The organism is Bradyrhizobium sp. SZCCHNS1050, from assembly GCF_032484785.1.
Classification (GTDB): Bacteria; Pseudomonadota; Alphaproteobacteria; order Rhizobiales; family Xanthobacteraceae; genus Bradyrhizobium.
Window position 1 is genome coordinate 1,799,048 of record NZ_JAUETR010000001.1, and the last position, 18,354, is coordinate 1,817,401.

Consider the following 18,354-nt stretch of genomic DNA (forward strand, 5'->3'; position numbering starts at 1 on the left):
GATATCGAAGCGACCGTCGATGAGGCCGTTACCTTGATGCCTGAAATCGAGGAGGTGTTCGTCAGTGGAACTTGTGGTCCGCACGTAAGATGCGTGGGAGGCTAGCCGCGACCATGGTCCAATGCCTCCATCAACGCGCCGTCCAGCGAGCCGAGCACCTTTGGCAATGCCGCAGGATCTAATCAGGACGGATCAGTGTGAGATCGCCTCGAGATTTACACAAAGTACGCGGCAGAGCGAACGCCGTCAAAGCATCGGGCGGCAAGGTTGTGCAATCCGAGACGATGGCTGGCGAACCAACAGTGGGTTATCAGATACCGGCAAAGTTGAACTAGACGCCCGCGTAAAGGTCGAGACGGCCGTCGGCAACACGACGAGACTCGTCGCCAGCTCCCCCGTTGCGCGTCTTTGGTCTTGAGCATTGCCGCGAAAAGGCCGAGCAAATCCGTAGAGCGTCAAGGATGGTCGGTGTTGAGCGACGTCCGCAGGCGCTTCGCCTCGTACGTGTCGAGCAGCGCCATCGATCTAATGTCACTGACAACGCCCGGGAGCTTCCAGCCGAGATTTACGGCGATCGCAGATCATGGGATTTAGCCGACCCCATCCATCGGCGCAAACGCGGCGCTGATCCGCCGCTTCCATGAGGCCAAGCTCGCGGATGCGCCGGAGGTCGTGGTCTGGGGCACCGGCACGCCGCGGCGCGAGTTCCTCTATGTCGACGACATGGCGGATGCCTGCGTGCACCTGATGAAGACCTATTCCGACACCGCGTTGGTCAACATCGGCACTGGCGAGGATATCACCATTGCCGACTTCGCCCGCGTGGTTGCCGCCGGGGTAGACTTCAAGGGCAGCATCAGCTTTGACCGGTCACGGCCGGATGGCACACCACGCAAGCTTCTCGACGTCTCCCGCCTGACGGAGCTTGGCTGGCGCGCGACGACTTCCCTGGAAGTGGGAGTCGGGCTCGCCTATCAGGCATTCTGCGCGAAGCGGCGACGCAGTCGTTAGTCATTGTTCGCAAGGGCGAGACCACCAAAGGCCATTCGGCGCTGGATCTCGTTGAAGCTGCCGTAAGCCTCGATCTCAGCAACGATGTCAAGACCCCGATAGTGCCGCGAATAATCCGGATTCTGGGCCCTGATGAAGTGCTCGGCTGCCATGAGAGCCTCACACTCCTCCGTCCGACGGTTGTTGTTGATAGCGGCGAGCCCCCCGTTCTGCGACAAGACGCGGCGCACCTCACGAGAAAGCGTGGCCTATCAGTGAAGTGCCTGCGCCACCGCGACTAGCTAGCCTCCCGGTTGCCAGCCGCATCTCTCGATTGCCGGTGCGGATCAAACATTTGCTGCGGCAGCAATACGTAGCACCTTGCCACCGCGCGGACTGAGCCGCCCCATGTTTCCGTGACATTGCGGGCCTCGTCTTCGTCGCTTCAACGTAAGCGTAGCTCTGCGGCCCTACTGACTGGCGCTTGACGCCTATTTGGTCCGCGGGGTACGACGCCGCGGCGTCCCGCTTTCGCACAAGGCATTGACAGCTGCGTCGAGCGTCTTCCGGTCGATAGTCGACGTCCTCGCCAAGCTCGCGGCCAGGAAGGTGTTCCACAGACACTACGTCTCTGACAGAGCGCTGGTCGCGAGCTTACGTCATCTTCCAGCTGAGAAGGAAATAGGGATGTACCGGATTGTCCGTCATTCGAATAACAGCTCGATATCGAGAAACCTGGCCTGACTTTGCGACTTCGATACAGATCATGAAGGCGCGACCGCGCAAGGATGACGTTGGTTCTTCGTTTGCGCCGATCGGAAATGGAGGCGGGCGATCGGAGGCTGTCCCTTGCGTACTGATCATCTCGGGCATCGCCGCCAGAGCTTCAGGTGTGGCACGTCGTGGGTCAACGAACTGGCTTCCGGAATACACGGTCACGGCAGGTTCGATCCGCTGGAAGAGAGCAGGCGTCATGTCCATTACGAGAAGAAGCTCGTCGACGCTCTGAAACGGACCGTTGCGCGGCCGGTGGGGACTATTCGCCGCGCGATAGTCGAACTCCTTGGCGCCATTAAGATGCTTCAATTCGCTCGCGGTTCGCCAGTCCACGATCTTGTCTGCAAGCCCACTTGCCGCATCGGCGTTTAGCCCCACCGACCGCAGCAAACTGGCAAGCAAGGCAGGGTCGGCCTGGTTGATGTCGATCTTGCCGAGCTCGTCCTGGATCACGATCCGGATCTCGGCTTCGCCAAAGTGGAGCAGGTGAACCTCGCCTACACCTGGACGCAAGAGGCGATCAGATTTTTGATCAAACAATCCCGACACGGCGTAGTCCAGCGCCCCGTCTGCAGTCGCGCTCAGAATCGCAAGTTCACAATCGTTGCGGGCGAGGCGGTACGACACCTCGCTGCCCCAGAGCAGCGACAGTGACAACGTTGTCAATAATCCTAGGATCCACAGGATCGCTATGACTGGCATTTCTGATCTCTGGGACTACCATGATCCGAAGATCGCTTGGCGGACGACGGTTTCGAGAAGACATGTAAGAGACATGGCTCATATGAGAGCATCGAGAAGCCGAGCCAAGCAGGAACGAACAATTCGCGCTCCTCCTCTACGAAAGGCTGTCTGCGGATTGGCGCTTGATCTTTCGTCTGTGCAAACAAGGCTATTCAACTCTGGTTCGAGGGGCTGCAGCGCGGCCTGTATTCTTCAATTCTTGGGGTAGAGCTGCAATTCGATCGCGCGCCCCGCCTGCTCGATCCGAACACCTGACGCGTCGATCGACGTCACCCGCCAGCCCTGAAATGTCTCGTTCTCGTTGACCCAGGAGCCTGCGCCACCTCCCACCTTGGAGAGCAGATAGGCCTTGCTCGTGCCGCTGTTGATCATGACGCCGCCGACCTGGAGGCCCTGGTCAGTGGCCACCGGGGGCGGAGCGGCCACCGGCATCGGCGGTGGCGGCGCGGGTGGGGGCGGAACGAACGGCTCGCGCGACTTCTGGAACACCGGATGGGCCAGGATCTCGGCATATGTCTGCAGCGGCTGCCGTCCAGCCACGCCCGCCATGGTCCGGGGCACCGGCGCTTCCCACGCCGCGCGGCGGGCGCCGGGCGCTTCTCCGCCTCCGACCGACGTCGCGAGCCAGGCGCCGAGCATTAGATCAAGACCCGCCAGGAGCGCCAGAACTCCGGCAAGCGGCCTCACCCGCCATCGCACAAAGCTCCTCATTGCACCGCACCGTAGATATCGAGCTGCGCCTGAAGCACTGGCTCCTCGGCCGTTCCCGGGCGCATCGCAGGCGCGCTCTTCAGCACCGCATTGGCAATGAACAAATATGGCCTTGCGCTCTCGACCGCGTGGACCGCACGCATGACGGCGGGCAACGGCCCGGACAGATCGATGCGCGCGCCGCTGTACTTGATCTGATCGACGGTCCGGCCCGGCAGCGATTGAATCGCGCGGGACTGGGCACCGGCATTGCCCATGATCATCTTCAGCTTCGTCTGCAGGTCGGCGGCGATCACGTTCTCATTCGCACCCGTCAGAAACTCCCCGTTCTGGAGCTGCGACTCGGTTTCGGAGGCAAGGCCCTCGATGGCCGATGCCTGGGCTGCGATCGCGCTCAACCGTGCCAGCAGCGCCTGCTGTTGCTGGATCCGCGCCTCCCGCTCGGCGAACATCGCCGCGATCGGCGCCACGAAGCCCCAGAACAACAGCGCAAGAAGCGCGAGGTTGACGACGATGAAAAGGCCGCGGCGTCCGAGCGCGTACCTGCGCTTCGTACATTCGCTCATGGCGCCACCTCCTTGATGGCATCGGGCACACGAATCCTGGCCTGCAATGAAAAGCGTTCCCGGTTCTCGATCGGATCCATCGCGACCGGCGACGTCAGGGCAGCGTCCACGAACAGTCTCGATCCACCGAGCGTGTTGATCAGGCTCGGCGCCGCGGCCGAGAATCCGGTCATCGTGACCGTTGCGCTCCGCGGGTTCGCTCCCTCCACGAGCCGCAATTCGGTCAGCCAGGAATGCTTCGGCAGAATGCGCGAGGCTTCATCCCAGACGTCGATCAATCCCGGCACTTCGCTGCGCTGCAGACGAAGGCGCGACAGCGCCGTCCGCCGCTCCCGCAATTGATCCACCAGGACGCGAACGCGCTCGGCGCCCTTGCGGGCCACAACGATCTCGGCATCGAGCCGGTCCAGCGTGGACTGTTGCCGGGCAAAGGTCAGGACCGCGATGCCGGACCCTAGAAGCACGGCGAGCGCGCCGAGCCCTGCGATCGCAACGGTGGAGGTCTTGCGGGCAGCCGCAGGACGCGCCAGTCGGATCGACGGCGAGGTTTGATCGTCGCCGAACACGACAAAGTCGATGTGCGCGACGGCAAGCCCGAGCTGATCTGCGGCCTGCTGCACGTGATGGCGCCGCGTCACCCATTGCCGAACCGCGATCCGACCGTCAGGCGATGTGGCGGTCAAGTGGTCGCAATAGATGTCCTCCGCCTTGAACGGCGTCCGGCGCAACAGGTCCTGCGGCACGATCGTATCGATCGCGCCCTTCGCCTCGGGTGGAAGCATGAGCTCGCGGCGGAAAACACTCTCTTCCGGCAGACGCAAGCCCAGATCCACGTCGCGCCGATCCAGACCATGACGCTGCAGGATGGATGCGATCGCCGCCGTCACCTCACCTGCATGGGTCGTTTCACCAGCCTGCACTCCTGATCGGGGATCGTTCAACTGAAGCCGGATCCCCGTGTCGTCGCGATCGACCAGAAGTCTCGGCCGGCCGGCCGGCGCCAGCGCGGCCACGAACCGTTGCGGCAGCAGATCGACCGCTTCCCTGCACCACCAGGCGGCCGCCGATTGCGCCCAGTCGCGCGGACGCGCCGTACGAACCGTGGCCAGCAACGCGCCTCTATCCTTGCTCTCATGCATCGCCCGTCCCGCCGCCCTATCCCATGCGCGTCGCGCGCAGAACTTCGTCGATCGTGGTCTCGCCGCGCCAGACCTTCCGGACTCCGGTCTCGTACATGCTCTGCATGCCCTGCTCGCGGGCGGCGCGCTCGATCGCAGTGTCCGACGCCTTCGCCAGGATCAGACTCTGACATGCCTCATCGATGACCAGCATCTCCGCGATGGTCGAACGTCCGGAGAAGCCGGCATTGCCGCAATCGGAGCAGCCTTGCGGCTGGCGAATGTCTGGCTGCCCCAACGCACGGAGTCCGGACACGGACCGCTCGAAGCTCTCCGCCCAATAGCTCGCCTGCGGATGACCATGGGAACAACGGGAACAGAGCCTGCGTACCAGACGCTGCGCAATCACGCCTTTCAGCGTCGAGGCCAGCAGATAGTTCTCGACGCCGATGTCGATCAGCCGCGTGATCGCAGACGCCGCATCGTTGGTGTGGAGCGTCGAGAGCACGAGGTGACCGGTCAGCGAGGCCTGGATGGCGATGCGCGCCGTCTCGAGATCGCGGATTTCACCGATCATGATGATATCCGGATCCTGCCGGAGCATCGAGCGCAGCGCGTGAGGAAACGTCAGCCCGATCTCCGACTGGACCTGCACCTGATTGATCCCCGGCATCTGATATTCGATCGGGTCCTCCACCGAGAAGATCTTGCGCTCGGTGCTGTTGAGCGTCTTCAGCGCCGTATACAGCGTCGTGGTCTTGCCACTGCCGGTCGGTCCGGTGACCAGGATGATGCCATTGGGCTGCCGCAGCAGCGCCTGCAGCGTCGCGATATGCTCCGCGGAGAAGCCGAGCTCGACAAAATCGAGGCTGATGCGATTGCGGTCGAGCACGCGCAGCACGACGCTTTCGCCGAAGGCCGTGGGGATCGTGGAGACGCGGAAGTCGATGTCGATGCCACGGACCGCGATCTTGATGCGCCCGTCCTGCGGCAGGCGCCGCTCCGCAATGTCGAGCTTCGACATGATCTTCACGCGGGACGTGATCGCGGCACGCAGGTCCGCCGCAAGCACCTGGACCGAGCGCAAGGCGCCGTCGATGCGATAGCGGACGAGCACCTGGTCCACATTGGGCTCGATATGGATGTCCGACGCCCTCGCCTCCACGGCACTGGTGATGATCTGGTTGACGAGACGGATGATCGGCGCCTCGCTCGCAAGATCGCGCAGCCGCTGCACGTCGGCTTCGTTGGCCTCGGCGCCGCCGGTGGCGCGGGTCTCGTCGCTACGCGACATGGCGGGATAGAGCCCCGCGCAGGCCTTGTCGAAATCGGCCGCCGTAAACAGCCGCATGTCGACCGACAGGCCCGTGAGGAAGGCAAGGGCCCGGATCGGATCGTGGTTGAACGGATCGGTCACGCCGACGGCAAGCCGGCCATCGCTGCAGCCGAGCGGCAGCACATGATTGTGACGCACGAACTCCGCTTCGACCAGTTCGGGCAACACGGGGTCGATCGGAATCTGATCCGGACGCACCAGATCGAGTGCCAGGAATTTCGCCAACGCCGCGACCAGACCGGCCTCCGACACCAGACCGAGCTTGGTCAGCACGGTGTCGAGCCTGTCTCGGGTGGTTTGCGCCGCGCGTCCGGCACGGTCGAGGCTCATACGATCGACGATGCCTTCGGCCCGCAGGAAGTCGCCGAAGCCCTGCAACAGCGCTGTCCTGCCCACGTCTTGCATGGACCGGTGCAGCTGCGCGTGCGGCTGCTCGATGTCTGCGGCGAAGGCGTCGGCCTGCTGCATCGCTGGCCCTGGGCGTCCGGTCATCGCGTCCCCCAGCTCAGAACCCAATAGGGCTGCTGCGGATTTTCCGTCAGGCGCACCGCGACCTCGCCTGCGACGACGCGTGACGCCTGGGAAAATTCGGTCCGGATCGTGAAGGCGCGGCCACGCAGCACCGTCATCGGGTTGCCTTCGGCGAGGCCAGATCTGGCACCGTCACGCGCGGCCAGCGTCGCTTCGGCACTCTGCGCGGTCATGCCGGGCAGCGCGCGCAGCACCTCGCGCGGCGCCAATTGCGGATCAACGAACTGCCGTCCCGAATGGACCGTGAGCGCCGGCGCGATCCGCGCAAAGATCACCGGAGTCATGTCCATCACCAGGAGCAGCTCATCGACGCTCTGGAACGGACCGTTGCGGGGATGATAGGCGGCGTTGCGCGACGCGTAGTCCCGGTCCTTGGCGCCGTTCAGATGCTTCAGGGACGTTACGGTTCGCCAGTCCACGATCTTGTCGGTCAGGTCAGCGGCGGCCCGCGCGTCCAGCCCTGCTGATAGCAGCAGGCTGTTCAGCATGGCCTCATCGGTCTGGTTGAGGTCGACCCGTCCGAGCTCGTCCTGAATCCTGATGCCGATCCGCGTGCCGTTGAAATCGAGTGTGTAGAGGCGGCCGTCGGCGCGCCAGCGGCGGTCCGCCCTTGCATCGAGCAGACCGTCGATGGCTGCATTGACGCCGGCCTCGACGAGCGCACCGAGAGCGGCCTGATCGACGCCGTTACGGGCAAGGCCATAGGACACGCTGCTCGACCATGACAGCGACAGCGCAATCGCCGTCAGCAGCCCGAGCCCCCAGAGAACCGACAGCACCGGCATGTCGCCCCCTATCGCCCGCGACAGCGCATCGTGAGCGCGTCGTAGACGCAGGCCACATCGGCCTGCACCCGCGGCGCGATCACGAGCTCCGGCCAGTGATGGGCATCGCCGGGACGCATCAGGACCCGCAGCCGGATCAGGCCGGGAGCCTCGCTCTGATCCTTCCAGCTTGTGGTCCAGGCCGCATTGGCGTCTCCCGTTGCTCTTGCCGCATAACTGAGCTCGATCCGATCGATGTCGGACACCAGCAGCGTCCGCTCGGTGTCCTGCTTCACCGCCAGTTCGGGCCGGGACTGCAGAACGAGATCGACCCCGTCACGCCTGCGGTCGGCGAACAGCTTGAAGCGGAAGCGGCCGGCCCCACCGGACACGGCCGGCGCGTCGCTGAGGAACTCGAGGCTCTCGGCCTGGCCGTCGATATCGATGCGCCGCTGCGCCGCGCCTTCGCCCAGCATCATCGGATAGAGATTGCCGATCAGGCGCCGCAGCACGTCCTGCGCTGCGAGCTCGCGCTGGAACGACTCCGCGCGGGCGCTGCCGCTGCGCCAAGCCTGCACGCCGAATTTGAGATTGTCGAACAGCAGAACGGCGAGCAGGCTGAACAGCGCCAGCGCAACGAGGACCTCGACCAGGGTGAAGCCTGCGTCGCGATCATCCATCCCGCTTGCTTTCGGCGAAGTCATCGGTCTGGCTCACTGCGACTTGGAGACTCTAGGCCCGAGGCGAAGCGTCGAGAGCGCATAGGAGCGCGGGTCCTGCCCTTCCAGCCAGCCGATCTCGACCGAGACCTGATACAGCTCGACCGGGCGTGCATCGCTGTTTGGCGCCGGCCGATAAGGCTGCATCGCAAGGCGCCACCGGTAGCCGTTCGCCTCGGCGCCATCGCGCGTCTCGGTGCGCAGCGGAATCGAATTGCCGACCTGAGCCATGAGCGACTGCGCCAGCGCAACGGCACCAGCCACGCGTTCGGCCATGCCCGTTCGTGACAGTCCGGTCGAGAACATGCTCATCACCAAAGCGAGGCCGACCGACAGCATGGCCAGCGCAACGAGGACCTCCACCAGCGTGAAGCCGGCGTCCCCGTCGTCCGCGTGCTTCGTCTCTGCCGTGGCGGGAGTCACGGCTGCCAGCTCGTCACATTGGCCGTGGCCGAGGTCTCGTCCTCACGTCCCTCGGGCCCGAGCGAGACGATGTCGTAGGTGCCGTGCTGTCCCGGGAATCTGTAGACATAGGGCCGTCCCCACGGATCGTTCGGGACCAGGGTGCCGCTGAGATAGGGCCCGTTCCAGGTGGTCGCGGTGGCCGGCTTCTGCACCAGCGCACCGAGCCCTTCGGCTGCGGTCGGGTAGCGGCCGTTGTCGAGGTGATAGAGGTCGAGCGCCGAGGACAGGCTGCGGATCTGGATCCGCGCCGTCTTGAGTTTGGAGTCGGAGAGATAGCTCAGCACGCGCGGGCCGACGAGACCCATGATCAGGCCGATGATGGTGATGACGACAAGCATCTCGACCAAGGTGAAGCCGGCCTCGCCATCGCGGCCTCTGCGTAAACGAAGCCGGAATTGCCCGCGCCACGCGGCCACGCGCAGCTTCACGACATCACGACATTCCATCCATCCCAGCATGATCGTCCCCTCCCCTCAACACGTCGCGGCGGTCCGCACCGTCCCTGTCAGCCATTCGACACAGAGCCTGATATGATGCCCGTTCAACTCCAGGCTCAGATCGCCGCCGGTCGACGAGCCGTCCGGAAAGAACCGGAAGCCGCCCACGGCGGCGCCCACGCGCGTCGCGGCGGCATAGGTCAGCTTCGCCTGGATGTCCGGCGCAAAGGTACGCGGCCGGACGACATCCGAGCTGAAGGCCCGGCGGTCGACGTCGATGCTCAGGGTCATCACGCGGTTCTGCACGATCGCAGCCGAGCGCGTCGCGCGCAGCGCCGACGCAATCTCGCCTGTCGCCGCATCGAGGCTCACCGTGCCGGCGCCGCGTGACAGCAGCGGGACGGCGGCGGATACCGTCAGCGCCAGGATGACGAGCACGGCAAGCATCTCGACCAGCGTAAAGCCGGCGCTCGCCTCGTCCCGTCCCAGTTCCGCCCGCGCGCTCATCGCCCCGCCAAATCATTGATACTGAGGACGGCGTTCATCACCGGCATGATCAGCGCGCCGATGATCAATGCGATGCCGACCGTCATCGCCGGCGTCAACGCCGCCATGAAGCGATCGACGCTGGTCTGCAGCTGCTTCTCCAGCATCTGCGCCACGCGCAGCAGCATGCGGTCGAGCTTGCCCGCCTCCTCGCCGACCGCGATCATCTGCAGCGCCACGGCCGGCAAGGCCACCTCGTTGCGCAGCGCGCGGTGCAACGCTGTGCCCTGCTGGATCCGCTCGATCGCCTGTTCCATGCCGGCGCGGAGATGACGGTTGTCGACGACGTCGCTCGCCGATTTCGTCGCCGCGATCAACGGCACGCCGGCCATCAGCATCGTACCGAGCGTGCGGGCGAAGCGCGCGGTGTCCTGCTGCAGAAGGAAGCCGCCGAGCAGCGGCAGCTGCAGCGCGAGCCGGTCGAGACGCCGGCGGCGGCCGGGATCGGCCATGGTGAATGCCACGATGGCGCCGAGCAGCGCGACGGCGGCAAGGCCAGCGATCACGATCTCGAGCCAATGCGCCTTCAGCGCGAGCATCAGCTGGATGGTCAGCGGCACCGGCTTGCCGCTCTGGGTGAAGATCGGCGCCATCGACGGGATCACGCCGCCAACGATGATCGCGAGCGTTGCGAGGCTCAGCACGATCAGCATCGCGGGATAGATCAGGGCCGACTGGATGCGCGCACGGATCTCCGCCCGCCGCTCCAGGAGCTCGGCAAGCTCGGTCAGCACCTGCGCCAGCCGCCCGCCGCTCTCGCCGGCGCGCACGACAGCGACATAGTCAGCCGGGAAGATGCGCGGCTGCGCCTGCATCGCCTCCGACAACGGGCGGCCATTGAGGACATCGGCGAGCAGCGCCTCGACCAGGGTGCGCAGCCGCGCTGCCGAGGCCTGCGTCTGCACGATGCGCAAGGCGTCGTCCATTGGAATGTCGGCCGCGCAGAGCGTGGCGAACTCGCGCGTGAAGGCCAAGAGGTCCGCGCGCGCCGCGCCGTTGCCGAGCGTGATCTCGCGGTTCCACCATGCCGTGCCGGCGCTATCGGCGGCCTGCATCTGGAACGGCGACAACCCCTGCGCCCACAGCGTCGCGCTCGCCGCATCCGCGGACGCAGCCTCGATCGTCCCCTCCGCGAAGGAGCCGTCGGTGCCGTAGGCGCGGTAGCGGAAGCGCGGCATCAATCGAGAATCCTGCGTCCGGTGTCCTCGACTCGCCGCCGCGCCGGCTGCCGGCGATGCGGGCCCTCGATCGCCATGAAGTGGCGGTACTCCTCGGTCACGCTGCGCGCCTCGTCGAGGCTGCGCATCACGTGCGGCCGGATCAGGATGATCAGCTCGGTCTTGCCGATGACGTTGTCGCGGCTGCCGGCGAAATTGCCGATGAACGGGATGTCGCCAATGATCGGCAGCTGGCTCCGGCCGGTCGTGCGGCCCTCCTGGATCAGCCCGCCCAGCACCAGCGCGTCATTGTCGTTCACGACCACCGATGTCCTGATCTTGCGCTGCCGGATGGTCGGCGAATCGATGTTCGACGACGTGGTCGGCGCCACGCTCGACACCTCCTGCTCGATGTCGAGCAGCACCCGCCCGCTCTCATTGATGCGCGGGATAATCGACAGGATCACGCCCGTATCCTTGTAGCTCACCGAATTGACGATCGGCGCGCCGGGCGTCAGGGTGCCGGTCGCAGACTGCGTCGTGATCGGCACCTGATCGCCGATCTGCAGCACCGCCGGCTTGTTGTCCATGACCGCCAGCGACGGCGAGGACACGATGTTGACGTTGGTGATCTGGTTCAGTGTGTCGATCGTGGCAGCGATGTTGGCCGCTGTCAGCGCGTAGGAAAAGCCGGGAAACACCGAGCTCACGGCGCCGGAGGCCGCCTCCGTCAGGGTGAATTTCGAGCTGTTCTTGCGCATGTACCATTGCACGCCGAAGCGCAGATCGTCATTTAGCGTGACCTCGGCGATGGTCGCCTCGATCAACACCTGGTTCGGCATCTGGTCGAGCCGCTCGATCGCCTGCAGCACGCGCTTGTAGTCCGCATTCGCCGCCTCGATCAGGATCGCGTTCTTGGCCTCGTCGGCGACGATGCGCAGCCGCGGCCCATCCGTATCGCCGTCGCGGCCGGAGGGCGCAGGCGCTGCCGCCGCCGGCGTGACGCTGGGGGCGGACGTGGTCGGCGCCGGGGCCCGCAATCCCCCCATGCCGCCGCTGGAGGAGCCGAGGCCGCCGGTGAACCCCGATGACGATGCCCCGGAGAACCCGCCGCCGGCCGATGCCGGCTGCGACTGCACGCTCGCCTCCTGATAGTTCGGCGCCACCGTACGCCGCCCGGCCGCCGCGGTCTGGGTGTCCGTCGGGAACATCGACTGCAGCACGTCGACCAGCTCCTGCGCGCGTCGGTTCTGCACGGCGTAGGTGAAGAGCTGCTTCTCGCTGCCTTGTGCCTGCGCGTCGAGCTTGCGAATCCAGCTCTCGGCGCGGCGCAGATAGGCAAGCTGCGGCGAGATCACCAGGATCGAGCGCAGCCGCTTGTTGGGCACGAACTGCACCATGCCGGCCATCGGCCCGTCGCCGCGGTCGGAGGCGAACACGCTTTTCAGCTCGGTGGCGATCGCGTCGGGCGCCGAGGTCTTGACCGGGATCAACGCGAACGACATGCCCTTCATGGTGTCGACGTCGAACAGCGCGATCGCCTCCATCATCGCCGCGATCTCCTGGCGATTGCCGGACAGCGTGATCAGGTTGCGCGCATCATCGACCCGCACCACCCCGCCGCGCGGCGCGATCGGCTCGACCACGCGCCGGATCTCGGAGGCCGAGACATATTTCAGCTGCACCACCTGCAGCCCGTTGCCGACCATCTCGCCGCCATCGGCCGGATCATCAGTGCGATACGCCGACGACACCGCCGTCTGGTCCGCCGCCACGATGCGATAGATGCCGCGGTTGTTGACGACAGCCGCATTGTTGGCCCGCAACGCCGCCTGGAACAGATCGATGACTGCCGCCCGCGCCACCGGCTTCGGCGTCTGGATCGTGATCCGCCCCTCGATCCCCGGATCGACCGTGTATTTGACGCCGAGAATGTCGCCGAGCACCGTCTTCGCCGCCTGCGGCGCCGGCACCCCCACGAGATTGATGGTGACGCCGTCGGTCACGTCCTCGGTGCCGCGCGACACCGCTCCCGTCGGCGGCTCGCCGACGAAGCGCCCGGTGCCCTCGACCAAGGTCGCGGGCCCGCCTTTGTTGTCATCCAGCAGCGGTGAGCCCGAGATGCTGCCCGCGCGCGCGCTCCCGGTCGCCCGCGCCCCCGCCTGCGCTGCCGACCCTGCGTCGGCAGCATTCGTGCTCCAGGCGAACGACGACGTCCCCTCCTCCATCGTCTGGCACGCCGACACCGCCAACGCGACGGGGAGCGCCATCAAGCCAATTCTGCGAACCCCGCCCCGCACGCAATCACCCCGACTTAGAGCAGCCTAGCCGCTCAGCGGCTAACCATTGCAGTTTAGGAGGTTTCGATCGCGGGAGATATCGAATGCTGAATGTACGGCCGATTCATACACAGCCCTTTGCCGAACACGCCTCCAAGGTCTTGATGCCGCTGAATTCGACCTAATTATTTGCACTATCACCGCGATCTTCTGCCTGAGGGAGTCCTGCAGGCCTAAAAAGGCGTCGAGCCACGACTTATCCAATGCTCAACGCCGACTATGTAGATTCTCTGCGTGACGCAATAGATTAGCTGCGTCATCCCGACTGGCCTCAGGTGCCACCCAGACCAACGCATCTCCCGAAAGGTTCAGGAAGTCCAAGGCTTCGTTTAGCAAGGGGCGGACACCCAGTGCTGCAACATCTCCAACGTCAAAAAACAACTCCAACGGAGAATGCGCTAGTCCATGCGCTTCGTTGTAAGCTTTGTAATCAATCAGCATGAAGACGCGCTTCGACGGAAGCTTCAGAACGATGCCTAATACTTCCCCCAGGCCATCTTCATTCCACGCTTCCACCGTTAGACAAAATCTATCCGCGATTTCGGAAATATTGTCTCGCACTTTGGCGATAGGCCAACTCTCGTTGGGAAAGCGATATCCGAAAAGCTGTTCTACACCGATCATGGGACTGGTCTCCTCGACATGCAGCCAGAATAACTCATGGCAGAGTTTGAGTGTTCTTTGTTACTGTCACAGGCAACACCGCATATCCTTTATCATTAACGAAGACTCCTGGCTGTCGGCCTGGATACCACCGCGCCCACGGAATTTGGCCAGCTTCAGGCGGGATGGGGGTCGTGAATTCAATACCCCTCGCATCCTCCGGCAACGCTCCACGAAAGGCTCGAACCTGCGCCATCGACCCCAATCGTCCCTCCTGCCCCCAGATTTCGCCGGACGCCTGCTGCATCGCAGCCACTTCCGGCGTTTGGTTAGGATACGCTTCTAGACGATGGTAGAGTAAGTTATCATCCCTTCTAGTGGTTGAATTTAGCTCCACAGACAAGCCTAAACCCATTACGATTGCATCGATTAGTAGTTGACCAGCGGCAACTCCCACCGGGGCAAGGAACGCGTTCGCGTTTCGGAACTTCTCGACTGGAGTTTGCCGCGCAGTTTCCAAACTCCTCGTGGCCAGATACTGAAATGCGCTGGTCACAGCACCATTGCCGAACTTTCCACCGCCGGCAACGGACGCCAGTCCGCCGACTGTGGCACGCGCGATGGTACCGCCAATGAGATCATTCGGCAGTACTGGCGACAGTGCCGAGCTCACCGCTGCGGATGCAGCCCCTGATCCGCAGGATCCGCCGGAAGCGACAGACGAGACGCAGCCCACGGCAGCATTGGCGCCGATTCTTCCAATCACACCGATATCCAGGCCAGGAATCTGGCTGTAGGCAAAGGTTGTGAGCCCAGCGATCACCCCGGCCTTTAATGCTTGTCCTAGATTTCCGCCAAACATTCCAGTCGTGACGGCTGCCCCCACGAACGCAGCGATCGGCGCAAACACTCCCGTAGCAACCAGAGCAGCCGTAACGGCGATCTGAACCAGCGACTGCAGATTATTAGTGATGAAATTGCCGATAGCCCTCCCGATGCCGCTAAAGAAGTGCCCGACACTGCCGAAGAAGTTCGAGAGCCAGCTGAACCCGTTCGGATCGGTGAAGGTCAACGGGTCGTTGCCGACATAGGAGTACCTGTTCCAGCCCTGCGGATTGAGCGGCTCCGTCACCGTTGGATCGGCGCTGGTGAACCGCGCCAGCAAGGGATCGTAGACACGGCCGTTCAGGTGCACGAGGCCGGCGACCGAGAGCTCCTCCTGGCCGGTGAAGCCACGCGTCGTCTGGCTGGCGGTGCTGCCGGCGACGTCGTCGGTGCCGTCGACGTTGCGGCGCTTGCCCCAGGCGTCATAGGAGAGGCGCTGCTGCAGCAGACCGTTCTCGTCGGTGAGCGCCACGATCGAACCGAGATGGTCGGTGTGGAAGTAGCGCATCGTCAGCGTGATGCCGCTGGCGGCCGTCTGGGTGACGCGCATGCCGACCTTGGCATTGCCGACCGAGAGATAGTCGGTCCATTTCTGCGTCGTCGTGCCGGGGTTCTGCACCTCGGCCATCACGCCGAAGCCGGCGATGTACAGGGTCGTGCCTTCCGGCGTCACCTGCTTGAAGCGCTGGTGCTCGGTGTCGTCGACGAAGGAGATCGTCCGCGACCCTTGCGTGATGCTCGCCGGCTTATTGTAGGACGTATAGACGATGCTGCGGCCGAGACCGGAGGTCTGGTTGCCGTTGGCGTCATAGGTGAAGGTCGCATTGATGCTGCCGCCGGCGACGCTCATGACGGCATGCGGCAGCGGCGCCCCGGCCGCCGGATAGACGTAGGTGCCGACGTCCGACTTCGAGAGGATGTTGCCGATCGCGCTGTAGGAATAGGTCTTCACCAGCGGCGTCGGGTTGAGGCTGGTCGTCGACGTCGTCAGCCGGTTCAGCCCGTCGTAATTGAAGCTTTCGCTGACACTGGTGTTGGCGTCGCTGCGCGAGGTCAGGTTGCCGAGCCGGTCGTAGCCGAAGCTCAGATTCTGCACGGCGCTGCCGGTGCCGGTGGCGACGCTGGTCAACCGCCCCGTCAGCGGATCGAAGCCGCGGGTGGTGACCAGGCCATTGCCGGCGGTCTGCTGCGTCAGATGACCGTCGGCATCCATCGCGTTCGCCGTCCAGAAGCCCTGGCTGGTGGCGTCGTCCTGCAGCTGGTTGGCAAAGCCGAGGCTGTTATAGCCGTAGCGCGCGGTGAAGCCGGAGGGATAGCTGACCTTGATCAGCCGGCTGTTGGCGTCATAGGTCGCGCCCATCGTGTAGGTGGCGCCATCGATCGTGGTCGCCACCTGCAGCGGACGGCCGAGGCTGTCATAGCTGAAGCTGCGGGCAAAGCCGTTGCCCGAGCCGGAGGTGATGCCGCTCGAGGCCAGCTTGCCGACGCCGTTGGCCGCGGTGTCATAGGCCCAGACCGAGGTCATGTCCGGCTCGACCCGCTGCACCATGCGGCCGAGCCGGTCGTAGCTCAGGCTGACCGTCTGCCCCTTGGCGTCGGTCTGGGTGACCAGCTGGCCCAGCGCGTTGTAGCTGTAGGTCCAGTCGCCGAGATCGGGATCGCTGCTAGCGGTCTTGCGTCCCCTGAGGTCATAGGTCGCGCTGACGACGTTGCCGAGCGCATCCGTGGTCTGCACCAGGTTGCCGACCGCGTCATAGGCATAGGTCATGGTCTTGCCGAGCGTGTCGGTGACCGAGACCACCTGGCCCTGGCTGTTCTTGGTGACGGTGCGCGTCTGGTTCAGCGCGTTGGTCTCGACGACGGTCAGGCCGTGATAGGCGGTCTGCGCCACGCTGCCGTCCGGCTGGGTCGACGAGACCACGCGTCCGAGCACGTCGTAGCTGAGCGTCGTGTATTGCGGCGTGCCGCCGTTCAGGAAATACGGACGGCTGGTCTGCGCGACGCGCCCGAGCGCGTCATAACTCTTGGTCGCCTGCACCGTGCTGCCGTCGAACCCCTGGGTGCGGCGGCCGATCTCGCGCTCCAGCGTGTCGAAGAACACGGTCGTGACGGGGCCGTTCACGGTGGCGCCGTCGGCGGCGTAGGGCGTCTCCTGCACGAGATAGCTCGCGCCCGATAGACAGCTCGTGCTGCCGCCGTTCACGCCGCTGCAGAACTGGTAGGCCCAGCGCGTCTGCGTGCCGTCCGAGCGCGTCTCCTGCGTCTTGCGGCCGAACTCGTCATAGCTCCAGGTCGTGGTCAGGCCGTTGGGGCCGGTGTGGCTAGTCGGCTGGCCGAAGCGGCCGTCATATTGCAGCGTCTCGCTTTGCCCCAGCGCATTGGTGTTGGAGGTCGCAAACTGCCCGCGCGCGTCATAGCTGGTCGTGCTCGAACGCGAGACGACGTCGGCGCCGCTGACGGTGACCGACTGCTTCTGCCCGAACGCATTGTAGACATAGTCGGTCTGAAGGCGGAGCGCCGGAGTATCCGGCTCGACGACGTCCTGGGTCAGCAGGCCCGAGGCGGAATCGTAGGCAAACGAGGACGACCGTGTGATGCTGGTGGCCGAGTTGATAGGGGGCGTCGAGACCGACACCGGCGTGTAAGTGATGACGACAATGCCAGGCGCACCGGCGCCGCCGACATTTCCTGCAAATGTCGATGAACCTGCACCACCGCCACCACCGCCATATGAACCGCCGGCACCGCCCGCGCCAGACACCGTCGTGTAGGCCGCACCGCCGCCGCCACCGCCACCGCCGGCGCCCACGCCGCTCCACTCGACGCCGGCGCCGCCCGCGCCGCCGGAGCCGGTCACCGAATTGGCGAGACCGCCACCGCCGCCGCCACCACCACCGCTCGATCCGGCTGCGCCTCCGCCATTCACGCCCGTCGCGCTAAGAACGCCGACCGTGCCGCCGGCGCCGCCGCCCGTTCCGGACGAGTTGTTACCGCCGGTCGCACCCGTGCCGCTCGACGGTACGTTACCGCCCGGAGCGCCCCCATTGGCCGCGCCGCCGCCGGCCGCACCAGGGCCTGCGCCCGCGCTGCTGCCACCCGCTGCACCCGCGCCGTTGCGACCGCCAGCGCCGCCGCCCCCAGCACCGGCACCAGCCGTCAGGCTCGAACGCGCGCCGCCAGCGCCGCCGTTGAAACTGGTCGTGCCGCCGATCCCACCTGTTCCGCCCGCTGCGGCCCCTGCCGTCGCAGTACCGGACGCCGCTCCGCCCTGCCCAGGATTCGCCACCAGGGTCGAGCCGTTCAATCGCGTCGCGGTGCCTGCCGTGCCGACCGATGGCGCCGTTGTGCCGCCAGCGCCGCCCGCTCCGATCACAACCGGAATCGACGCGCCGGGCGTCAGCGTCAGGTTCAGGAGCTTGCGGTACTCGCCCCCGCCTCCTCCACCTGCACCCTGCTGCCCAGCTACCGAACCGCCTCCACCGCCACCACCTCCGATCGCCTCGATCGAGTTGTCAGCGTTGTTCCAATCGTTTGGAACCACCCATGTCGCGCTGCTTGTAATCACGATCTGCGCGGCATCGGCAGCCGCGGGAAGACCGCAGCCAATCAGGAGAGACAACGCCGCGATCTTGAATCGGGCCAACCCATTCGGACGCAAGGCATGCG

At 65.1% G+C, this 18,354-nt stretch carries 15 protein-coding genes and 1 pseudogene; 1 reads left to right on the forward strand and 15 read right to left on the reverse strand.

Features of this window, described 5'->3' with window-relative positions:
- Positions 1–618: 618 nt before the first annotated feature.
- Positions 619–1,011, forward strand: a pseudogene (locus QX094_RS08275) (NAD-dependent epimerase/dehydratase family protein); the annotation flags it as partial.
- Here QX094_RS08275 and QX094_RS08280 read toward each other — a convergent pair.
- The 15 genes from QX094_RS08280 to QX094_RS08350 form a co-directional block, all read right to left on the reverse strand.
- Positions 1,008–1,163, reverse strand: a complete 156-nt coding sequence (locus QX094_RS08280) for a hypothetical protein (RefSeq protein WP_315783586.1) — start codon at positions 1,161–1,163, stop codon at positions 1,008–1,010. The pseudogene QX094_RS08275 and the gene QX094_RS08280 overlap by 4 nt on opposite strands.
- A 481-nt stretch (positions 1,164–1,644) precedes the next feature.
- Entirely contained in the window at positions 1,645–2,424 is a 780-nt protein-coding gene (locus tag QX094_RS08285; RefSeq protein ID WP_316187774.1) for a type II secretion system protein GspK, read from the reverse strand.
- A 279-nt stretch (positions 2,425–2,703) separates the two neighbouring features.
- Positions 2,704–3,072 carry a hypothetical protein gene (locus QX094_RS08290; protein ID WP_316187775.1) on the reverse strand — a complete coding sequence of 123 codons (369 nt, stop codon included), beginning with the start codon at positions 3,070–3,072 and terminating at the stop codon, positions 2,704–2,706.
- Positions 3,073–3,218: 146 nt separating this feature from the next.
- Positions 3,219–3,788 (reverse strand): type II secretion system protein GspM, encoded by a 570-nt coding sequence (gspM, locus tag QX094_RS08295; protein WP_316187776.1) that lies wholly within the window; start codon positions 3,786–3,788, stop codon positions 3,219–3,221.
- Complete coding sequence (locus tag QX094_RS08300; RefSeq protein ID WP_316187777.1) at positions 3,785–4,801, reverse strand: PilN domain-containing protein; 1,017 nt, start codon at positions 4,799–4,801, stop codon at positions 3,785–3,787. The genes gspM and QX094_RS08300 overlap by 4 nt, the downstream gene beginning before the upstream one ends.
- 142 nt (positions 4,802–4,943) lie before the next feature.
- Positions 4,944–6,734: a GspE/PulE family protein gene (locus QX094_RS08305; protein WP_410052898.1), complete on the reverse strand. Its 1,791-nt coding sequence runs from the start codon at positions 6,732–6,734 to the stop codon at positions 4,944–4,946.
- On the reverse strand, positions 6,731–7,558 hold the full coding sequence (locus QX094_RS08310; RefSeq protein WP_316187778.1) for a type II secretion system protein GspK: 828 nt from the start codon (positions 7,556–7,558) through the stop codon (positions 6,731–6,733). Before QX094_RS08310 ends, QX094_RS08305 begins: the two co-directional genes overlap by 4 nt.
- A gap of 8 nt (positions 7,559–7,566) precedes the next feature.
- Positions 7,567–8,217 (reverse strand): prepilin-type N-terminal cleavage/methylation domain-containing protein, encoded by a 651-nt coding sequence (locus tag QX094_RS08315; RefSeq protein WP_316187779.1) that lies wholly within the window; start codon positions 8,215–8,217, stop codon positions 7,567–7,569.
- Positions 8,218–8,250: 33 nt separating this feature from the next.
- Complete coding sequence (locus tag QX094_RS08320) at positions 8,251–8,679, reverse strand: type II secretion system protein (RefSeq protein WP_316187780.1); 429 nt, start codon at positions 8,677–8,679, stop codon at positions 8,251–8,253.
- Entirely contained in the window at positions 8,676–9,179 is a 504-nt protein-coding gene (gene gspG, locus QX094_RS08325; RefSeq protein WP_172184652.1) for a type II secretion system major pseudopilin GspG, read from the reverse strand. The genes QX094_RS08320 and gspG overlap by 4 nt, the downstream gene beginning before the upstream one ends.
- 15 nt (positions 9,180–9,194) lie before the next feature.
- Positions 9,195–9,665 (reverse strand): GspH/FimT family pseudopilin, encoded by a 471-nt coding sequence (locus QX094_RS08330; protein ID WP_316187781.1) that lies wholly within the window; start codon positions 9,663–9,665, stop codon positions 9,195–9,197.
- On the reverse strand, positions 9,662–10,882 hold the full coding sequence (locus QX094_RS08335) for a type II secretion system F family protein (protein WP_316187782.1): 1,221 nt from the start codon (positions 10,880–10,882) through the stop codon (positions 9,662–9,664). Before QX094_RS08335 ends, QX094_RS08330 begins: the two co-directional genes overlap by 4 nt.
- Positions 10,882–13,131 (reverse strand): type II secretion system secretin GspD, encoded by a 2,250-nt coding sequence (gene gspD / locus QX094_RS08340; RefSeq protein ID WP_316187783.1) that lies wholly within the window; start codon positions 13,129–13,131, stop codon positions 10,882–10,884. The genes QX094_RS08335 and gspD overlap by 1 nt, the downstream gene beginning before the upstream one ends.
- A gap of 276 nt (positions 13,132–13,407) precedes the next feature.
- On the reverse strand, positions 13,408–13,824 hold the full coding sequence (locus QX094_RS08345) for a hypothetical protein (RefSeq protein WP_316187784.1): 417 nt from the start codon (positions 13,822–13,824) through the stop codon (positions 13,408–13,410).
- 34 nt (positions 13,825–13,858) lie between these two features.
- A complete protein-coding gene (locus tag QX094_RS08350; protein ID WP_316187785.1) occupies positions 13,859–18,307 on the reverse strand; it encodes an RHS repeat-associated core domain-containing protein in 4,449 nt (1,482 codons plus the stop codon).
- Between the last annotated feature and the right edge of the window lie 47 nt (positions 18,308–18,354).